At 70.7% G+C, this 15,641-nt stretch carries 17 protein-coding genes and 1 pseudogene; 6 read left to right on the top strand and 12 right to left on the bottom strand.

The annotated features are described in order from the left end of the window. Positions 1 to 4: 4 nt before the first annotated feature. The gene (locus tag ABGA98_RS29555; RefSeq protein WP_347621681.1) at positions 5 to 1,072 is read right to left on the bottom strand and encodes a hypothetical protein; all 1,068 of its coding nucleotides are present in this window, start codon (positions 1,070 to 1,072) and stop codon (positions 5 to 7) included. Next, positions 1,069 to 2,727 (bottom strand): BTAD domain-containing putative transcriptional regulator, encoded by a 1,659-nt coding sequence (locus ABGA98_RS29550; RefSeq protein ID WP_347621680.1) that lies wholly within the window; start codon positions 2,725 to 2,727, stop codon positions 1,069 to 1,071. Before ABGA98_RS29550 ends, ABGA98_RS29555 begins: the two co-directional genes overlap by 4 nt. A gap of 149 nt (positions 2,728 to 2,876) precedes the next feature. Here ABGA98_RS29550 and ABGA98_RS29545 point away from each other — a divergent pair, with 149 nt between their 5' ends. Beyond that, positions 2,877 to 3,092 (top strand): DUF397 domain-containing protein, encoded by a 216-nt coding sequence (locus ABGA98_RS29545; RefSeq protein ID WP_347621679.1) that lies wholly within the window; start codon positions 2,877 to 2,879, stop codon positions 3,090 to 3,092. A gap of 81 nt (positions 3,093 to 3,173) precedes the next feature. Here the strand turns inward: ABGA98_RS29545 and ABGA98_RS29540 are convergent, their stop codons facing one another. Continuing rightward, a complete protein-coding gene (locus ABGA98_RS29540) occupies positions 3,174 to 4,052 on the bottom strand; it encodes a helix-turn-helix transcriptional regulator (protein WP_347621678.1) in 879 nt (292 codons plus the stop codon). 132 nt (positions 4,053 to 4,184) lie between these two features. On the opposite strand from ABGA98_RS29540, the pseudogene ABGA98_RS29535 reads away from it, so the two are divergent. Then, positions 4,185 to 4,367, top strand: a pseudogene (locus ABGA98_RS29535) (LysR family transcriptional regulator); the annotation flags it as partial. A 16-nt stretch (positions 4,368 to 4,383) separates the two neighbouring features. Here the strand turns inward: ABGA98_RS29535 and ABGA98_RS29530 are convergent. Further along, positions 4,384 to 4,788, bottom strand: coding sequence for a hypothetical protein (locus ABGA98_RS29530; RefSeq protein ID WP_347621993.1), 405 nt, complete (start codon positions 4,786 to 4,788; stop codon positions 4,384 to 4,386). A gap of 325 nt (positions 4,789 to 5,113) precedes the next feature. Further along, positions 5,114 to 5,503: a hypothetical protein gene (locus tag ABGA98_RS29525; RefSeq protein WP_347621677.1), complete on the bottom strand. Its 390-nt coding sequence runs from the start codon at positions 5,501 to 5,503 to the stop codon at positions 5,114 to 5,116. Positions 5,504 to 5,673: 170 nt separating this feature from the next. Between ABGA98_RS29525 and ABGA98_RS29520 the strand changes: the two genes are divergently transcribed. Both ABGA98_RS29520 and ABGA98_RS29515 read left to right on the top strand, forming a co-directional pair. Continuing rightward, positions 5,674 to 7,116 (top strand): protein kinase, encoded by a 1,443-nt coding sequence (locus ABGA98_RS29520; protein ID WP_347621676.1) that lies wholly within the window; start codon positions 5,674 to 5,676, stop codon positions 7,114 to 7,116. 329 nt (positions 7,117 to 7,445) lie between these two features. After that, on the top strand, positions 7,446 to 8,261 hold the full coding sequence (locus ABGA98_RS29515) for a hypothetical protein (RefSeq protein WP_347621675.1): 816 nt from the start codon (positions 7,446 to 7,448) through the stop codon (positions 8,259 to 8,261). A gap of 26 nt (positions 8,262 to 8,287) precedes the next feature. On the opposite strand, the gene ABGA98_RS29510 is transcribed toward ABGA98_RS29515, so the two are convergent. Then, positions 8,288 to 9,136: an alpha/beta hydrolase gene (locus tag ABGA98_RS29510; RefSeq protein ID WP_347621674.1), complete on the bottom strand. Its 849-nt coding sequence runs from the start codon at positions 9,134 to 9,136 to the stop codon at positions 8,288 to 8,290. A 79-nt stretch (positions 9,137 to 9,215) separates the two neighbouring features. Between ABGA98_RS29510 and ABGA98_RS29505 the strand changes: the two genes are divergently transcribed. Then, the gene (locus tag ABGA98_RS29505; RefSeq protein WP_347621673.1) at positions 9,216 to 9,803 is read left to right on the top strand and encodes an ABATE domain-containing protein; all 588 of its coding nucleotides are present in this window, start codon (positions 9,216 to 9,218) and stop codon (positions 9,801 to 9,803) included. Between the two features lie 67 nt (positions 9,804 to 9,870). Here ABGA98_RS29505 and ABGA98_RS29500 read toward each other — a convergent pair whose 3' ends face one another. The 4 genes from ABGA98_RS29500 to ABGA98_RS29485 form a co-directional block, all read right to left on the bottom strand. Next, complete coding sequence (locus ABGA98_RS29500) at positions 9,871 to 10,200, bottom strand: hypothetical protein (protein ID WP_347621672.1); 330 nt, start codon at positions 10,198 to 10,200, stop codon at positions 9,871 to 9,873. 220 nt (positions 10,201 to 10,420) lie between these two features. Further along, entirely contained in the window at positions 10,421 to 11,002 is a 582-nt protein-coding gene (locus ABGA98_RS29495) for an HAD-IA family hydrolase (RefSeq protein ID WP_347621671.1), read from the bottom strand. Positions 11,003 to 11,025: 23 nt separating this feature from the next. Beyond that, positions 11,026 to 11,298: a CPBP family glutamic-type intramembrane protease gene (locus ABGA98_RS29490; RefSeq protein ID WP_347621670.1), complete on the bottom strand. Its 273-nt coding sequence runs from the start codon at positions 11,296 to 11,298 to the stop codon at positions 11,026 to 11,028. Positions 11,299 to 11,440: 142 nt separating this feature from the next. Further along, positions 11,441 to 12,838 (bottom strand): hypothetical protein, encoded by a 1,398-nt coding sequence (locus tag ABGA98_RS29485; protein ID WP_347621669.1) that lies wholly within the window; start codon positions 12,836 to 12,838, stop codon positions 11,441 to 11,443. Between the two features lie 520 nt (positions 12,839 to 13,358). Between ABGA98_RS29485 and ABGA98_RS29480 the strand changes: the two genes are divergently transcribed. Continuing rightward, positions 13,359 to 13,718: a metalloregulator ArsR/SmtB family transcription factor gene (locus ABGA98_RS29480; RefSeq protein WP_347621668.1), complete on the top strand. Its 360-nt coding sequence runs from the start codon at positions 13,359 to 13,361 to the stop codon at positions 13,716 to 13,718. A 257-nt stretch (positions 13,719 to 13,975) separates the two neighbouring features. Here the strand turns inward: ABGA98_RS29480 and ABGA98_RS29475 are convergent, their stop codons facing one another. Further along, positions 13,976 to 14,656, bottom strand: coding sequence for a helix-turn-helix domain-containing protein (locus ABGA98_RS29475; protein WP_347621667.1), 681 nt, complete (start codon positions 14,654 to 14,656; stop codon positions 13,976 to 13,978). A gap of 107 nt (positions 14,657 to 14,763) precedes the next feature. Further along, positions 14,764 to 15,641 (bottom strand): reverse transcriptase domain-containing protein (locus ABGA98_RS29470; RefSeq protein WP_347621666.1); only part of this gene is annotated, 878 nt, incomplete at its 5' end.

The raw sequence follows: 15,641 nt of genomic DNA, 5'->3' as shown, positions 1-15,641 counted from the left end.
CGCGTCAGCTCCGGGGCGTGTGGGCGCCGGGGCGGGTGATCACGAGCTCCCGGGTGAGTTCGGTGCGGATCTGGTCGAGGCGCTGATCGACCGAATGCAGCAACGGCACGAGTTGCTGGAGTTGCTCAAGGTGGGCCAGCCGGCCGACGTCGAGCGTGGCCACCCGGTTCGCGGACTCCTGCATGACCCCCCTGGTCACGCGGAGCTCACTGACCAGCCTGCCGATCTCGCCGTTGAAGGCCGCGGGGGTGGCCGGCGGCGCTCCCGGGATCAGGGCGAGCATCTCCGTCGTCGCCTCCTCGACCTCGAGCAGGATGCGCTGCTCCCGGGAGTTGGTCCAGGTCAGCAGCAGATGGCAGAGAACGCCGGCGCCCAGCGCGAACAGCGTCACCCCGAACGCGTCGGCGAGTGGCGGGATGACCTCGGAGACGAGGGTGTTGCGCAGGTCGGCATACCCCGTCGTCGCCCCGACGCTGTTGCCGAGCCCTCCCACGGCACGCGACATCTCCGACGCCGTACCGAGGAATCCCAGCGCCGGCAGTGCCCACACCAGCGCACGCGCGGGGACGTACAGCACCTCGCCCAGAGCGTGATCAAGCTCGGAGCGGGCGGACAGGGCGGTCGTGGCGCCGTCCTGTCCGGCGTCGGCGCTGTCCGCGAGCGACTCGACCCGTCGCGCGATGAGGCAGTTCTGGAGCGGTGAGTCGCGCAACTGCGTCACCAGCAGCCCGCGCAGATCGGCCGCCTGCGACGTGGACGGCGCCGAGACGAGTTGGCCGCGGACGAAGGCCACCGCCTGCCGCTCCTGAGAACCGGTCATCAGGCGGGCCACGGCGAACAGCACCGTCCACAGCGATATCGCCACGACCAGGACCGCGATCCCGCTGACCGCCCCGCCACGGTCGAGCAGCGCGCCGATGACCGGCAGCCGGCCGAGAAGCCCGAGCGGCGAGGCGAGCCCGGTGAGCAGGAGGGCGAAGATTCCCGATATCACGAACGTCCGGGGCTTTCGCCTGGCCGGGAAGGAGGGGGTCGGCTGGCTCGACTCCTGGCCGTACTGGGTGGTCGTCATTGATCATCACCTCGGGACGTCGTGGTTTCGAGTGGGTCCCGGAACTCGAGCCGCCAGCCGCGGAGCTGACCGTCCGCGGACGCTCCGACCTGGACGATGATCACGTCGCCGTCCTTGATCCTGGAGCGGTCCTCGACGCGCTCGGTGCGGGTCGTGCCGCGACGGCGGATCAACGGTCCGTTCTTGCTGGCCCGTACGAGCCACCATCCGCCGTCGCTGTGCTCGATCCAGGCGTGGCGCCTCCCCACGATGCTGGGCCCCCCGGAGGCCAGCACGATGTCCGGTGGCGGATCGTCGGTAACCGCCCGGCCGAGGCTCACCCGAGCCCGTGGGGTGCGGCCGTCGCGCAACGGGTAGAGCGACACGCGGCCGTCGGGATCGGTGAGCCGGAGGTGCTCGCGGTCGGGTGGGACGGGTGGTGCCGGGACCGGCCGGGTGAGCCGTACGGTCACGGCGTTCGCCGCCGGCCAGCAGTCGCGCCACAGTTCCGGGCGGACGGTGACCACCAGGTAGGACCCGCTGTCCGCCAGCCGGCCCGCGTGGGTCAGCAGATCCTCGGCGAAGGCCACGTCAGGGCGGTCGGTCGCCGTGTCGTTCAGGGTCAGCAGGTAACCGCAGGCGTCGCGTGGCGGCGGCAGCAGCGCGCCACTCGGCCGGTCCCAGTGTTGGGTCACGTCCAACACTGTGAACCCATCGCCCCGGGACCGGTCCCCGAGCAGACGGAGCGCGGCGGTGCGGGCTTCCACGGGGTCGCCGACCAGAACCGCCAGGTGCTGCTCGGCCAGGATCCGCCCGGCCTCGTCCGCCGGATCGGGCGAGTCGCGGGCGGCCTCCAGTTCCGTGGCCCGCACCGGCAGCACCGCCGCCGGCAGGGGCGGACCGGCGTGGTGGGCGGGCCGGACCGGCCACTGGCCGGCGACCGGCCGGAGGCGCTCGTCGTTGCGGAGGATACGTTCGTGCAGCTCCGCCAGAGGTCGTGGTACGTCGAGGCCGATGGCCTTGAGCCGGCGGCGGTGCTCGTCGTGGACCCGCAGCGCCTCGGCCTGCCTGCCCGCGAGGTGGAGGGCGTACATGTGGAGCCCGGCGACGGTGGTGTCCTCCGGCCGCTCCAGGAACAGCCGGGCGACGTCGGCCATGCGTTCGTGATGGTGGCCCCGGCGAAGCTCCAGCTGCACGAAGGCCAGCTCGGCCGCGTAGCGTTCCTCGTTCAGCGCGTGCCGGTAGCCGTCGATCACCTCGCCTCGCAGATCGGCGAGCGGCTCACCGTCGGACAACTCCAGGGCCTCGCCGAGCAGGTCCGCGGCGCGCTGGTCGTCGGCGTCGCGGGCCTGAGCCACCAGCGCGCGGAAACGATGCACGTCGACCGCGTCGGCGGGTACGTCGAGCCGGCACAACCGGTCCTTGCTGACCAGTGCCTGGCCCAGGCCGATGCCGTCCAGTCGGCTGCGGAGTCTGGTCATGAACTTGTCGAGGTCGCCGGAGGCGCAGTCGGGAACGTCGTCCCAGATCCAGTCGAGCAGCTTCTGACGCTGGACGGCCCGGCCCTTGGCGGCCAGCAGGCCGGCCAGCAGCCGCCGTTCCCGCTCGGTGCCCAGGTCTATGCGCGCGTCGCCGACCTGCGCCTCGACTGCGCCGAATAACCGGAACCTCACCATTCGCGTGTTCCTTTCGCTGATAAGTCGGGGTGGCAGCGCTTCACCCAGCCGGCCGCCCTGTGACTCGCCCAGCCGTTCGCCCAGGTGAGAAGGGGACTGTTGCTCGTGCACGGCGACAAGAGGTCGCCCGCCGAGAAAGGGAGATGGTCATGGACGACAACAACACGAGCTGGGTGCGGATCGACGGAGCGTGCTTCCGGAAGAGCTCCTTCAGCGAGGGTGGTGGCGACTGCGTCGAGGCCGCCAAGGTGGAGGGGATCGCGGTGCGCGACTCCAAGGACCCCGACGGCCCGGCGCTCTGGTTCACCCTGCAGGAGTGGGCGGCGTTCCTGCTCGGGGTCGCGGCCGGCGAGTTCGACATCTGACGGCCTGGTGAGCGGCGGTCGGGTGCCACGCCGTGGCGGGCGTGGCACCCTCCGCTCCGTCCCGGGCGGTACGGCCGGTGCTCAGTCATCGGTCAGGGCGCGGACGTCGGCGGCGACACGTGCGAGGAACCGGCCGGCCTCGTCGTCGAACACCGCCATGCGCCGGAGCAGGCGCCAGCGCTCCCGGTAGAGATCGACGTCCTCGGGGGCCCTGACGGCGACGTTCGCGTGGATGGTGTCGACCGACACCACCGTGCCATCGGCATCGCGGTCATAGATGACGAACCCGTGCGAGGTGAAGGTGAGCGCCTCGGAGTCCTGCGGGATCAGCCCAATGGAGACGTTCTCCAGGGTGGCGATGGAGGCGATCTGGTTCAGCTGTGCCACCAGCAGCATCGGCTCGCCGGGGCGCCAGCGCAGCGCCGCCTCGGTGATGAGGAACTCGAAACGGCGCTCGCCTTCGTACAGCGCGAGCTGGCGCCGCAGTCGTCCGGCCACGGCGGCCGCGAGGTCGTCCGTGGAGTACGGCACCTGGAACAGGGAGAAGACGCGGCGAGCGTACTCGGCGGTCTGAAGCAGCCCCGGGACGACGGACGGCTGGAAGACGCGTACGGTCCGGGAGAGCCTCTCCTCCTCCTGGACGTCGTCCTGCAGGTGTCCGCGCTCGCGCAGGGCCGCGCGCCACGGGTTGATCTGGGTGTGCGCCGCCTCGGTGAGCGCCGTGAGCCGGTCCCGTGTCTCCGCCGATCCGCCGACCTCCTGGCTCCACGCCGTCACCAGCGGAAGCGATGGAAGGGTACGGCCCGCCTCGATCCGCGACACCGTGGACTGGCTCACCCCGATCCGCTGCGCCAGATCACGTCCCGACACCCCCGCCAGCTCGCGCAACCGTCGCAGCTCCGACGCGAGCCGCATCGCGGCCTGCCGCGATGCGGTGCCCTCCGCTTCTGCGTGCGGCAAACGCCCCCATCCTCCCTTTGCGGCGATGTGACCCATTCTGATTCACATCGATGCCATGGGATTCTCGGCGTTAGGCGTCGTCGGTGTCAAGCGGCCGGCGATCGGTTGTACCTGCCCGTGCGAAAACCTCTGATGACACGATTACAGCGGGGTGGGCCGCGATCCATCGCACGGAGGGTACGAACGCCGATGAGCCTTCGTCAGTACGAGTACGCCTTGGCGGTCGCCGAGGAGGGCTCGGTGACGGCGGCAGCCGAGCTGCTGCGCGTCGCTCAACCGTCGGTATCCCAGCAGATCCGCGGCCTGGAGCGGGAGCTCGGCGTGCAACTGTTCACCCGCACGCCGAGCGGGCTGGTGCCCACCGTGGTCGGCCGCGCGTTCCGCGGGAGGCGGAGGTCGCCGTCAACGCGGCGCGGCGCGGCGGGCCAGGGCGACGGCGCGGGCCGGCGCCGACGAGCTGGTGGGCGAGCTGCTGGTCGCCGCGCAGATGGGCCTCGGCACGCGGCGACGAGGAGTTCGTCGTGGTGCTGGGCGCCGGGCACCGGCTGCTCGCCGAGGACCGGGTCGAGCTGCGCGATCTGGGTGCGGAGCCCTGGGTGCGCTTCGACCGCGACAGCACGCTCGACTGCGTGATGCAGGACGTGCTGCGCGACAACGAGCTGGCCCCCGCCACGGTCGCCCGCGCGTCCCAGACCGGCACCGCCATCCGCTGGGCCGCCCACGGGCTGGGGGTCACGCTCGTCCCGGCCACCGCGGTGCCCCAGGACTACGAGCACCTCAGGAGGTGGCGTACGACGGCCGCGCCGATCCCGCGGGTGCCGCCCGTGACAAGGGCCCGCTTGCCCGCGAGTTCTGGTGTCGCCGCTTCTTTTCCGTCCACGGTCATTCCGTCGGTCCTCTCGTCGGTGAAAAGGCGTGCACGATCCGCGATTTTCGCGGCGTGCATCTCGTTCAGCTGTTTCACGCTACGTCCGGTAAAGAACGAGAGGCAAAGACGAAATACCGACGGGCGCCACAGGAGATTCCTATGGCGCCCGTTTCACTCCCCCGCGACTGACTTCTCAGTAGATGCGGTACTTCTTGCCGCAGTTGTCGAACTTGCCGGCCCAGCAGGTGAACGTGTACACCTTCTTGATCCCCCGGCCGCTCCAGGCGCCCGCGACCTTGCCGTCCCACGCCTTGTTGAACCTGGTCCAGTGGCCGTTCCGGTACACCTCGAACCAGACCCAGCCCTTCTTGCCACCGACCTTGTCCACCCCGTACCACTTCGTGAAGACCTTGCCGTGGTTCTTCCACGTCTTGCCGAACGTGTACGCCTTGCCGTCGCTGGAGAAGAACTTGCCCCAGGTCGTCGTGGAGTGCGTGCTCGCCTGGGCGGCGGCCGGGCTCAGGGCGAGGCCGGTGACGGCCATCGAACCGGCAAGAGCGGCGATTGCGAAGGTCTTACGCATTTCGGGTTCCTCCCCCGTGTCGGTGTGATCCGGTGAGAGGGACATTACGGAGGCTCTCGGGGATCGACTGCGGACGAATCCACACAGCGGATGTGATCGGCGCCACAGCCGCGTTCCGGGGCTCCGTAAGATCGCTGCTGTTGCGTTGATCCGGCGAGCAGGGAGCCACGATGAGCGGCCCCGGCGGCTTCGGCCCCCTGGCGATGGACGACCGCGAGTCGATCGGCCCCTACCGGATCGTGGGCCGCATGGGCGCCGGTGGCATGGGGGTCGTCTACGCGGGGATCGCGGCCGACGGCGCCAAGGTCGCGGTCAAGGTCATCCATCCGGGGTTAGCCGCCGATCCGCAGTTCCTCGCCCGTTTCGTCCGCGAAGTGGAGCTGCTGTCCCGGGTACGCGGGCGCTGCACGGTCTCGGTGCTGGCCGCCGACACCACGGCGATGCCTCCCTGGCTGGCCACCGAGTTCGTGCCCGGCCCGACGCTCGGCACCCACGTGCAGCAGAACGCCCCCCTGCCCGCGGACGAGCTGCTCCCGTTCGGCGTGGACATCGCCGAGGCGCTCACCGACATCCACCGCGCCGGCATCGTGCACCGCGACCTCAAGCCCGGCAACGTCATCCTGTCCGCCTCCGGCGCGAAGGTCCTGGACTTCGGTATCGCCCGCGCCCTCGACGAGAGCGGGCTCACGGGCACCGGCGCGCTGATCGGGACGCCCGGCTGGATCAGCCCCGAGCAGTACAGAGGCGACGTGGCGGACGCCGCCGCCGACGTCTTCGCCTGGGGCGCGCTGATGACGTACGCGGCGACGGGCCGCCCGCCGTTCGGCACCGGAGCACCCGACGTGCTCGCCTACCGCGTCATGAGCGTCGAACCCGATCTGTCCGGTGTGCCCGCGCCGCTCCGTGACCTCGTCCGCGGCGCGCTCGCCAAGGATCGTGCGTCCCGGCCCACGGCGTACGAGCTGCTCGCCCGGCTCACCGCGCCCGGGCCGGGCACGAAGATCATGCCGCCACCACCGCCCCCGCGCGGCAGGAGGCTCGCGGTGCCGCTGTGGTCGGCGGCGGCCGTCGTCGCGGCGCTCGCCACCGCGGGAGCGGTGTTCGCGGCCAACTCGGGCGGCACTCCGGAGGCGCTGCCGAGCCCGGACGCCGCGCCCGCGTCCACGTACGAGGAGAGCCAGGAGCCCGGCCCGAGCCGGACGCCGGAGGAGACGCCGACGGCCGGCGAGTCCCCCGAGGACACTCCCAGCACCACCGAACCGCCCAGGAGAAAGACCTCCACCCCGGCGGAGAAGGCGCGGGCCCGCCCCACCAGGACGGGCATCGCCTGCGCGTCCGACGCCTCCATCCTGCGGCAGGCCGCCGTGCTGAACGGCGGCAGCCTGCCCGGGGACGCCGTGGTCGCGGGCAAGCGGTGCGTGGGCCAGTGGGTCGCGGCCCGGCTCGACTCCCCCGGGGTCGGCGGCATCGACCTCATCGCCCGGCGGAACACGGAGCGGTTCCTCGACGCGGACATCGGCAGCAACTTCTGCTCGCCGGAGTCCCGGCCGGCGCTCCTCGCGAACGCGCCCGCCCGCATCCGGGCCTTTCTCTGCCCTCGCGGTTTCCAGTGACGAAGGTGGACATTCGGGCGATCGGCGTCGAGATTGTTCGGCAGGCGCGGCCATCGCCCGACCCGCGCCGAACGTACGACGCGAGGGAGCGCGCATGAGGATCGTGGACCTGACCGACGGATACATCGCCTTCGACCTCGACTGCCCGACGAGCGCGGGCGGCACCAGGCTGGCCCCTGACGTCACCCCTGGCGAGGCCGGGCTGCTGGCGCGGGCAATGACGTACAAGCTGGCCCTGCTCGGCGAGCGGATCGGCGGGGCCAAGGCGGTGCTGCGGGCCCGAGGACCGTGCGGCCGTCCTGGCCCGCTACTGCGAGGAGATCACTCCGATGGTCGAGAAGGGCACTTTCGTCACGGCCTCGGACCTGGGCACGCATACGCGGGACTTCGCCTCGCTGCCCGGTCACCGTACCGGCTCGGTGATGCACCAGGAGGTCGGCGGCGAGCTGGTGGACCCGTTGGTGACGGGCCTCGGCGTGGTGGTCGCCGCGCAGAGCGCGCTCGGCGGGCTGGACGGGCGCACGTTCGCGGTGGAGGGGTTCGGCAAGGTGGGCGGCGCCGTCGTACGGGAGGCCGCGCGGCGGGGCGCCCGGCTCGTCGCCCTCTCGACGCTGCACGGCTGCGTGAGCGACCCCGCCGGGCTGGACGTCGCCGCGCTCGAGGAACTGCGCGCCGAGCGCGGCGACGCCTGCGTGACCCTGCTCGGCCTGCCGGTACGGCCCGCCGAGGCGCTGTACGAGGTGGCCGCGGACGTGCTGGTGCCAGGAGCGCCGACCGGCACGCTGAGCGCCGGGCGCGCCGCCGGCGTGCGCGCCCGCGTGATCGCACCGGCGGCGAACGTGCCCTACACCAGGGCCGGGCTGCGCACCCTCGCGGAGCGCGACGTGGCGGCGCTGGCCGACTTCGTCTGCGGGGCCGGCGCGACGATCGGCTACCTCGCCGAACGCGCCGGCCGGTTGCCCGACGCCGCCTCCGCGCGGGACCTGGTGGAGGAGCGCATCGCCCGGTTCACCGGGCAGGCGCTGGAGCATCCCGGCGGACCGTTCGCGGGCTCGTGCGCGCTGGCGGAGGAGTTCCTCGCCACCTGGCGCGACCCCGCCGACCTCGCCGGCGGCCCGCCCCTCGCTCCCGAACCGGGACGGTGAGCGGGGCCGCTTCCCGGTGAGCCCTGTCAGCCGAGGAAGTCGAGGAGGTGGGCCAGCAGGGCCTCCGGCCGCTCTTCAGGGATGAAATGGCCGCATTCGGGGATCTCGGCGCCTGTCACGTCATCGGCGTACTCACGCCAGATCTCCAGGGTCGGCATCCGGGCAGGCAGACCCACGGAGCCCCACAGGGCCAGGACCGGCATCGTCAGCCGGCGGCCGGCGGCGGCGTCCTCGTCGTCCAGTGCGAGATCCTGCTCGTGGGCGCGGTAGTCGTCGAACCCGGCCCGCAGGGCGCCGGGGCGGGAGAACGCCCGCACATAGGCGTCCACGGCCTCCGGGGCCAAGCCGTGCCGGGTGTAGGTCCAGCGCTCGAAGAAGTACTCAAGATAGCCGCGCACGTCGTTCCCGACCAGCCGCTCGGGCAGGTCGGGCTGCAGGTGGAACAGCCAGTGCCAGTAACCGGCCGCGATGGACGCGTCCAGCCGGCGGAACATTGCGCGGGTGGGGACCACGTCGAGCACGGCGAGCCGCTCGACCTGCCCTGGGTGGTCGAGCGCCCAGCGGTGGGCGACGCGCGCGCCGCGGTCGTGGCCCACCACCGACGCCCGCTCGAAGCCGAGCAGGCTCACCAGCTCGGCCATGTCCTCGGCCATCCGCCGCTTGTCGTAACCGGTCGCGGGCTTGTCGCTGTGGCCGTATCCCCGCAGGTCCGGAGCGACGACCGTGTGATCGGCGGCCAGCCGGCCGAGCACCGGCCGCCAGCAGAGGCTGGTCTGCGGCCAGCCGTGGAGCAGCACCACCAGCGGGCCGGAGCCGGCGCGCGTGTAGTGCAGGCGTACGCCGTCGACGAGGGCCACCCCTGTATCAGTCTGCACCTTCGTGAACGCCTTCCAAATCTAACCATCTCAAGAGGTTAGTGACGTTAGCACGTGCTCTCCGGCCGACAATGAAGGCATGGCGGCAACCGACTACTGGATCCGGGACGGGGGAAGGGTGTGTCTCGATCTGGTGAACACTCTGCGTGATCGATGGAGCTCGCCCCGCGACACCCTGGCCGCGCCGTCGGACCTGGTGCGCTGGCTGCACGGCGCCGGGCTGCTCACGACGCGGCGTCTCCCCGACCCGGCCGGCGCCACGCTGCGCTCGGCGCGGCTCCTGCGGGAGGCCATTGACCGCGCCGTGTTGAGCGCGGCCGGGGGACGCCTGCCCGACCTCGGCGACATCGAGGTGATCAACGAGGCGGTGACGGCGGCGCCCCGCCCCCTGCCCCAGCTCACGATCGCCGACGGCCGCCTCGCGTCCGGGGACACCGGCGCCCCGGTGAACGACGTGAGCGCCGCTCTTGGGCTCGTCGCCCGCGACGCGATCGAGCTGCTGTTGTCATCAAAGGTGCGGCGGGTGCGGGTGTGCGCCTCCGACCGTTGCGCGCTGCGCTTCCTGGACCAGTCGCAAGGGGGCAGGCGCCGCTGGTGCTCGATGAGCCGATGCGGCAACCGCGTCAAGGCTCAGCGCCACCACCTCCGCACCCGCGCCCCCGGCTGATCGGCGCTACCGCATGATCCCGGACGTCAAAGACTCAGGACACGAATCTACAGCCGCGTGTCGCTGGTTAACCAGCAGGATCCTCGACCAGTTGCAGCGCCACGGTGGCCGTCATGTACTTGCCCTGCGACCCGATGCGGTAGCGGGCGTTCTCGGGAATCTTGCCGCCCTTGCCATCCAGGAGCTTGGAGCCGGCCGTGCCTCCGTCGACCTTCCTGCCGTCGACGTAGAGCTCGCCGATGGCCCCGACGATCCCGGAGTTCTTCGCCAGAGCGGTCAGCGCCTTATGCACGTCCCCGTACCGGGGCTCGGCCTCGGCGGTGGCGGGCTGCACGCTGCCCAGCGCCATCATCGCGCAGGCCAGCCCGGCGATGCCGAGGACCCTCGTGTGATTCATGCTCGTGAACCTTCCTTGCTGGAAACATCCGGAAGGCGCCAGCCACATGCCCGGAACTCGCCGAGCCGGGGCCCCTCGACGCCGGCCTCATGTCTAGAGCGGCGAACGTTTCCGTACCGTTTCCGGCTCCTGAGACCTCGGGAGCAAGACGCCCAGCGGGTCTCCGGCAGATCCGAAAGGTATGGGCGGCGAGTTTCTGACACGCCGGGTGAATGCTCGTTCAGCCTACATTAAGGACAATGTCCTTCAATTCAGCCAGAGTTTCGATTCGATAGGCAGCCTGCGCGAAATCATGTGATGTCGTGAAGTCGTTGTGGACAACAGCACAATCAATACCGGCCGCCACGGCTGAGTTCAGCCCTCTGGATGAATCCTCAACGACCAGCGCCTCTTCTTTGGTGGCTCCGAAGCGCTTCATGCCGATCAGGTACGGCTCCGGATGCGGCTTGGCGAACTGGCAGTCTTCACGAACAACGACGAAATCCATGAACCGCTTGATCTGGCGCTTCTCATGGATGAGTTCGAAATCCGCACGTTTGGCGGTCGTCACGATGGCCATACGGACGTGTTTTGACAGTTCAGCCAGAGCTTCAACGATGCCTCCGATCTCGATGGCTTCTGTTCTCAGATATTCTTCATAGTAATCATTACGGACCTGACGCTGCCTGCTGATGGTCTGTTCATCGATACCGGCCGCCCGGGCCTGTGCCCATGTGCCCACTCCCTGACTCATCTCCCGGAGGTACCGGTCCTTGTCCAACGTCAGGCCGATGTCCGCCAGGAGGGCTGGTGGCGCGAACACGAGCGGGAAGCTTCTTCAATGGCTCAGGCCAGTGCGGCGGCCAGCAGGAAGATCGTGATTCCGTGCGCGAGGGCGGCCGCGATGACACCGGGTCGAAGCCGCAGGAAGGCGCAGATCAGCCCTTCGTACAGGGTGAAGGCCAGCAGTGGCCAGCCCACATCGGTCACCGTCGAGGCCAGGAAGGCGTGGCAGGCGGCGAACAGCAGGGCCGACAGCGACGCCGCGCGAACGGCTCCGGCATGCTGCTCCAGCCTGCCCTGCAGAAACCCGCCGTAGGTCAGGAGGTCGGGCAGCACGAAGACGTCTCCGTTTCTTCGAAGAAGGGGGAGGCAGGGGAGGGCGGGGCGATCGCCTCGCCCTCCCCTGCGAGCCGTGGGGGAACGACAGTGGTGGGCGACCACCGGGGCCGTGGTGTGGCCGTGGGTGGGGCCGTGGCGGTCAGGGACGTACGGAACCGGCCGAGTCCATGCCGGTGGCCGGGAGCGGGATGACGGCGCGTACCTTGCCGCCCGCGCTGTGCTGGATCGGTTCGCTGCCGCGTTCGAGGCGCACATGGCCGAGGTGGTGGCGGGCCAGCAGGTCGCGCATGCGGGTTTCGATCTGGTGCCAGAGGGTTGCGAGGTCGGCGCCAGGTACGGGATGCAGCCGGATGCGTAGCGTGGCCGGCGCGGTGTGGACGATCTGGAACAGCTCCAGGCCGGGCACCGCTTCCAGCAGCGTGGCCAGCGGTAGCGGAGCGAGGGTGATCGGCGCCTGTTCCCCCGCCGCGCCGGGGAAGGTGAGCAGGTCGGCGGCGCGGCCCTGGACGCGGACGGCCGGGCCAGGGCTGCCGCACGGGCACGGGTCGGGCCGGAGCACAACGCTGTCACCGAGGTCGTAGCGCAGGATCGGCTGCACGTGGTTGGCCAGGTTGGTCAGCAGCACGGTGTGCGACGGCTCGCCCGGCGCCACCGGCCGGTACTGCTCGTCGACGGGTTCGAGCACGGCCCAGTCGGCGTTGAGGTGCATCCAGCTCTCCGAACAGCCGTAGGACAGGAACGGGCACTCGTTGCAGGCGTAGCTGGTACGCACCTTCGCCCCCAGCGCGGCCGCGATGCGTGCGTACTCGCCGACGGGCAGTCCTTCGGCGGTGAGCATCACCAGGGCGGGGTTGATGTGCAACCGTCCGGCTTCGGCCTCGCCGGCCAGCAGCGCGCCGATGCTGGCGTAGGGGGCCAGCACCGCCGGGCGAAAGGCGTTGAGCTCGGCCACCAGGTCCTGCAGCGGCTGGTGCACGCTGAGGGCGGCGACGCGGGAGCGGCCGCGCAGCCGGGCGGCGGCCACGGTCGAGGCGAAATGCCCGCCCTCGGGTATCACCAGCGCCATCCGGACGCCGCCGCGCGCGATCCTGGCCACGTCCCGCACGCTCAGCCAGCCGGCCAGCAGCCGCGCCATCATCGCGGAGGTCACCGCCGTCGCGCGGGCGTCTTGCAGGAAGATACCGTGCGTGCCGGTGGTGCCGGAGGTGGTGGACAGCGTGTAGCGGCCGGCGAACGGCTGCCCGATGCGCGCCGGGTCGTCGGCGAAGGCTCGTGCCTGGGCCAGGGTGACGGCACGGTCGGTGACCCAGTCGTCGAAGGCGGCCATCAGCCCGGGCTTGCTGGTGGGCGGCAACAGGGCCAGGTCGGCCACTCCGGCGGGCAGGTCCCGGTACAGGTGCCGGTAGTAGGGGGAGCGGGTGCGCGCCCAGGCGACGAGCTCGGTCAGGCGGGCCCGCTGCCGGGCGGCCATCGCCTGCTCGCCGCCCGCCTTGGCCGAGCGGGCGTCCGTCAGCAGCCGCAACGTCGAGGTGTTCATGGTGCTGTGGTGTCCCTTCTGGCCGGCGGCGCCGCAGCGGCGCCGCTGGTGGGTGATGGAGGGCCGGGCACGGCGCGACAGGAGTCACGGCGTCGGCGGCCGACGGCACCGGGGGCGGGCCGAGCGGCGCTGCGCTCGCTGGCCCGAGGCGGGCGGTGAACGCGCGCACGGGCAGCAGCGCACAGGGGGGAGCGGCGGCAGCTCAGCTGCGGGCAGGGCAGCCGTGGGCGCGGCAGCGTGGTGGGATCCACGTGGAGGAGTCCTTCCCGGGCGGTGGAACCCGGCCGGGCATCCGCGAGGGGGCTCGGCCAGGCATGACTGCGTGGCCGAAGGTCTCGCCCACCGGCCGGTGACCGGTCCCCGCCGCCGGAGAACGCGAGGTTCTCAGCGTGTCGACGTGCGGGCGTTGCGGGCTACTCCCCTTCGGAGTGACTCCAATCATCCACATATTTCGGAAGTCGCGCAAGTATCAAAGCGTAGGGTGAGTGGCAGGTCATCGGCGTAAGACAATGGAGAGACGATGTCGACCTCCCCCGTACCGGGTTCACCCGGCGCCGAGCACCCACCGCCGACCACCGCGCAACTGAGGGCGGCGGCCGAGACGTTCGCTCTGCTGGCCAGCCCGATCCGGCTCCACCTGATGTGGCTGATCACCCACGGTTCCTACGACGTCAGCACGCTGGCCACGCACGTGGGCATCAGCATCGCCACGGTCTCCCAGCACCTGGCCAAGCTCCGACTGGCCGGCCTGATCACCGCACGCCGCGACGGCCGCCGGACGCTGTACGCGGTGGAGGACCCCCATGTGATCACGCTGATCGGCCAGATTTTCGATCACATCGCCCCCGACGGAAGCCTGGCGCCCGATCCTCCTCGCTAGTCGCTGTCCCCGAGCTCCGCGAGGGCAGCCTTGAGCAGGGTAGCCAGCCCGCGGCAGCGACGTGATCGACAGCAACCCGCCTGCGTCGACCGCAGATGGCCCGCCCCGGGGCGTGACGCACCGGCGATCAGCGTCGGGTCGCAGGTCCTCGATGTAGCCGGGGGTGTGCCGGGTGAACTCCCCCCGACCGGTGCGACCGCGACGCCCCCTTCGTCATGTGATGCGTGCCGGCCGGGTCCCCTCCGCCCGGCCGGCCGTCACGAGGCCACGGTGACGTAGTCGAAGTCGTCGTCGGAGAGCGTGCGCCGCAGGATCCGCAGCACCTTGGCCGCGTCGTCGTGCGGCCCCTCCACGTAGAAGGGCCTGCCGTCACGGCCGAACGTGATCGCCGACTTCTCGTCCCACGCGCCGAGAGCTCCGGCCACCGGCTCGAACTCCTCGTCGGGCTCGAACCCGAGCGTGCGGGCGTAGTCGATCGACCCGAGCACGAGGTGCCTGGCCAGCTCGATCGGCGCCTCCTGCCACCCCGCGTACTCGCCGAAGAAGTATTCGCGAAAGCGCCGCAGCTCGAGGTCGTCGAGCACGTCGGGCCCGATGGCGTTCTTCACGCCCAGGCAGTAGACGTCGGCGAGGTAGCCGCAGACCGTCATCCGGTCCCACGTGTGCCGCCGGGCCACGAGCACGCACACCATGCCCTCCGCACCGGAGCCGGGGGCTTCGTCCACCCAGCCGCGCGCGGGATCGACGTCGAGGCCGTCGCTCCAGCCGGTGTTGATCCAGCACCCGACCACCTCGGGGTCGCCCGTGGGGGCGGTCTCGGCGGCGATGGCCCGCACGAGCGGCGCGACGACCGACGGCGCGACCTTGAGCGCGCGGGCGATCTCCTTCGGGGAGCGGCCCTGGAGGCGCAGCTCGCGTACGCGATCTTTCAAGTCCATTGGTAGTCAGGGGCGCGGTGCCGTGAAGGCCCGGTTCCCCATCCCCCTTTCAATTCCGTACGTGCGGTTTTCCCGCATACGGCTTACCGATGATCTTCTTGACATGGTTACGCTGCCTTCGGATAGCGGATCGTGCCCCGCAGGCGATGCAGGCCGTGCCCGTTGAACCACTCCTCAGTCCATTGCGCCGCCTGACCGGCTCGCAGGTTACGTCCCCGCTTCTTGATCATCAGACGGCGCAGACGCCAGACCACGTAATCGTCGATCTGGAGGAACTCGCGGGAGGCGTTCCCGGTTCGGAAGTAGTTGCCCCAGCCGCGCAGGACCGGATTGAGATCCGCGATCACGTCACGGACATCCGTTCCCGACCGGCGGCGGTCGGTCCGCTCCCGGACCTTGGACCGGAGTCTCTTCATCGCCGTCTGACTCGGCCAGCGGTGCAGGTAGAAGCGGACGGTGCCGTACTTCACCCACGACCGGCCAGAAAAACGGGCGCGGAAGTGGCAGCCGAGGAAGTCGAGTCCTTCCCGGCCCTCTCTGAGGTCAACGATCTTCGTCTTGTCCGGGTGCAGCCTCAGCCCCAGCGATGCGAGGATGCCCTCGACCGCTTGCAGGGCCGCTCTGGCCTGGGTTTCGCTACGGCACAACACGACACCGTCGTCGGCGTACCGCACCAGCTCGCCCACACCGCGCCTGGTCAACTCGGTGTCCAGAACGTGCAGGTAGACATTGGACAACAGCGGCGAGATCACGCCACCCTGAGGGGTTCCCGCGACCGTCCGCCGGACCTCCCCTTCCGCCATCACCCCTGCTTGAAGCCACTGCCGCAGCAGCTTGAGCACCCGCCGGTCCGACACCCGCCGCCCCACCTCGGCAAGAAGACGATCGTGATCGATCTCGCCGAAGAAGTTGACGATGTCGAACTCCACCACGAACACCCGGCCTTCGATGAAGCCGGTACGCAGCCGCTCCATCGCCTGCGTCG

Origin of the sequence: Nonomuraea sp. B1E8 (genome assembly GCF_039871515.1) — a bacterium.
Classification (GTDB): domain Bacteria; phylum Actinomycetota; class Actinomycetes; order Streptosporangiales; family Streptosporangiaceae; genus Nonomuraea.
The sequence above is the reverse complement of the archived record's forward strand: the minus strand, read 5'-3'. Positions and strand labels throughout refer to the sequence as shown.